This window comes from Mycobacterium sp. E2497, assembly GCF_001668695.1.
In the GTDB taxonomy this organism is placed as follows: domain Bacteria; phylum Actinomycetota; class Actinomycetes; order Mycobacteriales; family Mycobacteriaceae; genus Mycobacterium.
In genome coordinates this window covers 1-5784 of sequence record NZ_LZKD01000283.1, presented here as the reverse complement: position 1 = coordinate 5784, position 5784 = coordinate 1, and the positions used below count along the sequence as shown (strand labels likewise).

The 5784-nt window shown below is 69.7% G+C and carries 1 protein-coding gene; it reads right to left on the bottom strand.

Annotated elements, in window-relative coordinates:
• A partial coding sequence (locus tag A5713_RS26025) for a non-ribosomal peptide synthetase (protein WP_156752039.1) occupies positions 1-5784 on the bottom strand: 5784 nt, incomplete at both ends.

Here is a 5784-nt window from a genome sequence, read left to right as displayed (position 1 = left end):
CGTTGACCGCCGCGATCAGGCGCATCGCCGACAGCGAGTCCCCGCCCAGGTCGAAGAACGAGTCGTCGACGCCGACCCGCTCCAGCCCCAGCACCTGTCCGTAGATCCCGACCAGGATCTCCTCGGCGGGAGTAGACGGGGCGCGGTAGTGATCCACGTCCTGGTACTCCGGTTCGGGCAGGGCCCTGCGATCGAGCTTGCCCGAGGAGGTCATCGGGAATTCCTCGAGCGCCACGATGTGTGTCGGCACCATGTACTCGGGCAACCACGCGTTCAGCTGCTCGCGCACCTCACCGATCTTGGTGTTGGTGCGGGGGTCGTTGGCGTGGCTGGTGCGCTGCCGCACCCCCGCCGGGGGCAGGTACAGATCGGTCAGGGCCGCGGCCGGCTGGTGGTCGGCGTCGACGAAAACCGCACTGAGAGTGCCGGGTTGGGCACCCCAGGTAACGGCGACACGATAGCCGGCGGAGTCGCCCACGCGATGCAGCTCTTCGGCGACGGTGACGGCGACCTCGGGACTGGCTTGGGCGAGCGCGTCCTCGACGGATAGGCCCGCGGCGAGCGCACTCTGGACGCGGACGTCGGCGATCACTCCGGCCTGGGGGATGTCGGTGACGCGGACGACGGCAGGACGCAGCGAGACCAGGTCGTCACGAAGTCCATCGAGGCCCGCGCGGTCGGCCCACGACCAGGTGGGCGCGGTGGCCACCGACCGCACGGGCGCGGGCGCCTTGTGGATGACGACGTCGTAGCGGTACCTGTTCAGCTCGTTGTCGGACAAGCCGCGTTTGAGTTGGATTTCCAATCCGCCCGCCGACGGGCGGTTGACGGCCCAGGTGGTGAAAAAGTCCGGGGCCAGGAGCAATTCGGTTTCACCGAGCATGGCGTGGCTGACCCGCTTGCGGATCTCGTCGGCGTCGGCGGCTTCGGCGCTGCGGGACAGGGCTATCCCGGTCTGGAACGCGCCCTGCAGTGCGTGGTTACGGACGTCACCGATGAACAGCGCGCCGCCGGGGGCCAGCAGCTCCATCGCGTTGTCGATGACCTCGGCCAGATATCCCGCGTTCGGGAAGTACTGGACGACCGAGTTGACGATGACGGTGTCGAAATGGCCGCGCGGCAACCGGTCCGTGACGTGGGCGGGCTGGGTGAGCAACTCGACCCGGTCCCGCCATCCGAACTGCGACTGCTCCAGTGAGCGGGCCAGGTTTTCGATGGCCACGGGCGAGAAGTCGGTCGCGACATACTGATCGCACTCCGGCGCGATCTGCGACAGCAGCAAACCCGAACCGGCGCCGATCTCGAGGACGCGCCGCGGCCGCAGAGCCATGATCCGATCCACCGTGGCGGCACGCCATTCGATCATCTCGTCGAGCGGGATCGGCTCGCCGGTGTAGCTGCTGTTCCAGCCGCGGAAGTCCATGCCGAATCCGGATCCGAGATCGGCGCCGTACAGGTCGTCGTAGAGGTGTTGCCACTCTTCGACGTCTTCCACGTCGTGCTCGGCGTTGGTGTTGTGGTCGAGGGTGACGTAGGCGACCAGATGAGAGCCGGCGGCGCCGTCACGCACGGTGACGGCGGCCTGGGTGACATGCGAGCATGCCAGCAGCGTGTTCTCGATCTCGCCCAATTCGATGCGCTGGCCGCGCAGTTTGATCTGCTTGTCGGCGCGACCCACGAAATCCAGGGTGCCGTCGCGGGTCCAGCGCACCAGGTCGCCGGTGCGGTACATGCGCGAGCCGGCGCCGCCAAATGGGTTGGCCACGAACCGTTCCGCCGTCAGGTCCACGCGCCCCATGTAGCCGTGCGCCAGCGCGGGCCCGCTCACGTACAGCTCACCCACCAACCCGATGGGCGCCGGGTTCAGCCAGCCGTCGAGCACCATGGCGCAGACGCCCGCGATCGGGGTGCCGATCCGAACCGGCCCCTCGGCCGGCAGGGGTGCACTCATGGTGACCCAGATGGTGGTTTCGGTCGGGCCGTACACGTTGAACATGCCCCGGCCCGGCGCCCACGCGGCCACCAGCTCCGCCGGGCACGCCTCGCCGCCGACCATCAATCTGTCGAATTCGGGCAGCCGCGAACGATCCAGCGACGACAGCACCGTCGGGGTCAGGAAGGCCGCGTTGACGCGTTGGCTTTGCAGCAACGCGGTCAGCGGCTCCCCCGCATACACCCCGGGAGGGGCCACCACCAGCGCCGCCCCCGACACCGCCGCCAACAGCATCTCGCCGACCGACGCGTCGAAGGTCGGCGCGGCCACCATCAGCACCCGCGTGTCCGCGCTCAGCCCGCACGACTCGCGTTGCGCGGCAGCCCATCCCAGCAGCCCCTCGTGGCCCACCACCACGCCTTTGGGGACGCCGGTCGACCCCGAGGTGAAGATCACGTAGGCGGCGTCATGGGCCGTCAGTGGGGCCAGCCGATCGGCGTCGGTGATCGGGTTCGCGCTGACCCCCGACAGGTCCAGCCCATCGATCCGGATAACCGGGCGCGGTCCAGCCGCGGCCACTTCATCGGTGGCGCAAGTCAATACGCAGACCGCGCCCGCTGCTTCGAGTACCGTGGTGATCCGCTCGACCGGGTGGTCCAGATCCACCGGCGCGTGCACGCCGCCGGCCTTGATCACCGCCCACCACGCGACCACCAACTCGAGGCAGCGATCCATCGCCACGCCCACGGCGAGCTCGGGACCCACGCCGGCGTCGATCAGCTTGCGGGCCAGGCGGGTCGACCATTCGTCGAGCTGACGGTAAGACAGCCGCCGCTCGCCGTCGACCACGGCGACGGCGTCCGGGTCGGCCGCGACGGCCGCCGCCAGCAACTCCGGGGCAACGCCCACCGGCGCGGCCGTACCGGCGCCGGACAGCTTCGCCAGCACCAGGTCGCGCTCGTCGCGGCCGAGCAGCTGGACCCCGGACAGGCGCCGTCCGGGATCGGACGTCATCGCCACCAACACCCGCTGGAACCTCTCGACGAGCGCTTCGACGCTCTCGGTGTCGAACACGTCGGCGTCGAACTCGACGTGCAGGCCGAGTTCACGGCCCGGGAGCGCCTCCATCGTCAGTGGGTAGTGGTTGTATTCACGGTTGGTGAACCCGGCGATCGCCAGCCCGTCGGGGCCCAACTGCATGCCGTCGCCGATCGGGTAGTTCTCGTAGACGAACAGGGTGTCGAAGAGCTGCTCGTGGCCGGTGATGCGATGAATGTCGTTGAGCGCCAGGTGCTGATGTTCAAGCGTGTCGTTGTTGGTGTCCTGCAGCTGACGCAGGAGGTCCGCGGCGGTGGTGGTCGCGCCGATGTTGGCGCGCACCGGCACGGTGTTGATCAACAGCCCCACCATCGATTCCGCGCCGGCCACGTCCAGTTGGCCCACGCGAGACCGCGGGGTGCCGAAGACGACGTCGTGCTGACCGGTCAGCGAGGTCAGCAGCAACGCCCAGGCGCCGTGCAGGACGGTGCTGACGGTGGTCTGGCAAGAGCGTGCCAGTTCGGTGACCGCACTCGTGGTCTCCTCGGCCACGCGGAAGGATGCCGCACCGCGCCGCCCTTGGCCCAGGCGATCTTTCGGGCCGACGAGCGTCGGCGCCTCGAAGTCGGCGAGCACCTCAGCCCAGGCCGCGCGGGCGGCATCGACGTCGCGATCGGCCAGCCAGGTGACGAAGCTGCGGTAGGGGGCGGCGGCGGGCAGCGGTTCACCGTAGTAGCTGGTGAAGATTTCGCGCAGCAGGATGGGCAACGACCACCCGTCGAGCACGATGTGGTGGTTGGTCAGCACCAGCCGGTGCCGGGCCTCTCCGGTACGGATCACCGCGACCCGGAAGGGCGGCTGGTCGGCCAGGTCGCCGACGGCGGCGCGTTCGGCGGCGCAGAGCTCTTCGATCTGCCGCTCGGTGTCGAGGTCGGTGTACCGCCATGCCACCGCCGGGCGGGCCGGGATGATCTGCACCGGTTCGTCGAACCGTTCGTAGAATCGGGCCGCCAGGTGCGGATGCCGGTTGATGACCGTGTGTACCGCATCGTGCAGGCGGTCGGGGTCCAGCGGGCCGGTGAGCGTGAAATCCAGTTGCACCGCATACATGTCGTCGCTGCCGTGCGCGGTGCTCGAATGGAAGAGCAGACCCTGCTGCAGCGGGGTCAGCGGCAGGATGTCGGCGAGGTCGTATCGCCGTTGCAGCTCGTCGATCTGCGGTTGGCTCAGCCGGGCGGGCGCGATGTCCGAGGGCGTGAGCCCGCCGCCACCGGCCCGCACGTGCGCGCAGATGCCGGACAAAGCGTCGAACCACAATTGGCTCAACCGGCCGATCTGCGCTTCGTCGAGCGCCGACGGCGCCCACGTCCAGTTGGCGCGCAGTTGCGGGCCGGCGTCGGTGTCGACGGTGCCGGCGTTGAGTTCGACAGTGTGTGCCAACGGCATCGGGATCGCCGCGGCGGCGCCGCTCAACGAGAGGCTCTCCGGGTGCAGCCGCCACAGCTCATCGGGCAGCTCGGTTCCCGTGACCAGGCGACCGAGGTAGTTGAACCCGATCGGCGGGTCGGCCCCGTCGATCTTCGCGTCGCCGTTAAGGTAGCGCAGCGCACCGTAGGTCAGCGGGTGCGGCACGGCGCGAAGCTGTTCCTTGGCTTCCTTGATCAGCGTTCCCAGCTCCGGCTCGCCGGCCACCACCTGGGACCAGGACGCCCCGCTCACGGTCAAGGACACCGGGTATTTGGTGGTGAACCAGCCGACGGTGCGCGACAGGTCCACGTCAGGCGCGAGTTCCTCGTGACGGCCGTGGCCTTCGACGTCGATGCCGATCGAGGCCTCGCCGCCCAGGAACTCCGTCCACGCCAGCCCGAAGGCGATCAGCAGAATGTCTTGCACGCCGGCATGAAACGCCGCCGGCGCCTCGCCGATGAGCGTGCGGGTGACCTCGACGTCCAATGACACCGACAGGTGCCCGGCGGCGGCGTAGGTGTCGGCCTCGGGGCGCACCGCCGGCAGTGCGGGCGGGGTCGCCGCAATCCGCTTCCAGGCCCCGGCTTGCTCGATGACTTCCGGGCGACGCGCGTGCTCGCCCAGCAGCGACGCCCAGCGGGCGAACGACGTCCCGCCTCCGGGCAGCGCCACCGGCTGCCCGCCGCGGTGCTGGGCCCACGCGATGTTCAAGTCCTCCAACAGGACTCGCCAGGACACCCCGTCGACGGCGAGGTGGTGGACGATCAACGCCAGCTGGCCGGTGGGGCCGGCCCACACCGCGCTCAGCATCGTTCCGGCGGCGGGGTCCAGCCGCGACCGGGCCGCCGTCAGCGCCTCGTCCGAGAGAACATCCGCCGACCGCAGGCAGCCGGTCGCATCCACGGAACCCGCCTCGGGCACCCACAGCGCCCATCCGTCGGCACCGTCGCCCTCGACGCGCAGCCGCAGCATGGCGTGCCGATCCAGCAAGGCCTGCAACACAATCGCCACGTCGGCCTCGGTCACCCCTGCGGGCGCCTGCAGCAGCATCGTTTGGTTGAACTGGTCGGTCGGGCCGTTCACGCCGTGCAACCACCGCATGATCGGGGTGGCCTGCACCGGACCGAGACCCTCGTCGATCACCTCGGTTTGGCCGCCGGTCGTCGCGGCCACGCTGGCCAGGCGGGCAACGGTCTGTTCGACGAAGACGTCGCGGGGCCGGCAGCTCAGGCCGGCGGCCCGCGCCCGCGACACCACCTGCAGCGCCAGGATGCTGTCGCCGCCGAGTTCGAAGAAGGAGTCGTCGGTGCCCACGCGGTCGACGCCAAGGACCTCGGCGTAGATGC